We start from the raw sequence: 1136 nt of genomic DNA, 5'->3' as shown, positions 1-1136 counted from the left end.
TCTTTATCGGTAAACTCGTAATTGTACTTTAAATAATCTTCTATGTTTTTAGGAATAAACCAACGATTTGACATTTGTTTCATTGCTTTTTGTTTCTTCAATGACTCATCTTCAAATTGGGGTTGATGGATCGGGATAAAACGAATACCTGTAATTTTACGACCTGTTTTAATTGATTCATAATGGAAAGTATAAGGACTACATTTGTCAAGTTCTTTTTTTGCTGGCTCTATTACGTATCTAAAAAAATCATTTATTCTTTTATATTTTTCTGACACTTTAAATAGATCTTTTAAAGTATCGATAGAGTAATTAATAGGAGTTTTTTGATTAGATAGTAATTCATAAAAACGCATAGAATAAACGCTTTCAAATTCCATTGCTATTTTTAACTCATATTTTTTAAATCCTTTTGAAAAATCTAAAAAAGCTTCTACAATTTTTGGATTAATTCTAAAAGTAGCAGTTTGTTCATACTTTTCTATTTTAGGTTCCGAAATAAGTCTAATTAATTGCCAAGTAGTGTCATCTTCGTATTCAAATATTTTATTCTCTAATCGTATTAACGCTTCTTTAATTCTATGATGATTTTTATCGACCTCATTTACTAAAAACATTGAAACAGGTAATGTAACTATATTTACATCAAACAAATCTTTTTGAATAATAACTTTGTCATTAAGCTTATTACCAGTAGTGTATTTCTGAAAAACTTCAATCAATCTGTATAATATACGTTTTTCATAGACTGAATAATCATATTTAGCTGTAGTTAAAATATAAGACTGTAGGACTTCTTTATTATTGATCTTCATAGAGTAATAATTTTATTACGAGTTGATGAATACAAATATAATAAATAAAACGAGTTGTAAAAACGTAACTCGTCAAAAGTATTCAAAAACTCGTTTTTAACTTTTAAAAAAGTATTCAAAAACTCGTACTTAAGTATTCAAAAACTCGTACTTAGACTTTTTTAAAACCTTGTAACACTTGTGAAAAACAAATATATATCCGTTTTTTGTCGAAAGTCGATAAGTTATGTTAGATAAGCTATGTTTAATTAATACAAAAACATGGTAATTTTTTAGTTTTTAAGGGTGTGATTTTCTTCGAAAAATCACTTTTGGGAGCTT

General features: G+C 25.9%; 1 protein-coding gene. It reads right to left on the bottom strand.

Going from position 1 to position 1136, the window contains the following annotated elements:
* On the bottom strand, positions 1–815 hold an 815-nt coding region (locus BM072_RS15385), incomplete at its 3' end, for a replication initiation protein (RefSeq protein WP_092910824.1).
* Between the last annotated feature and the right edge of the window lie 321 nt (positions 816–1136).

It is taken from the genome of Algoriella xinjiangensis, assembly GCF_900115015.1.
Taxonomy (GTDB): Bacteria; Bacteroidota; Bacteroidia; order Flavobacteriales; family Weeksellaceae; genus Empedobacter; species Empedobacter xinjiangensis.
This window is presented reverse-complemented; position numbering and strand designations above follow the sequence as displayed.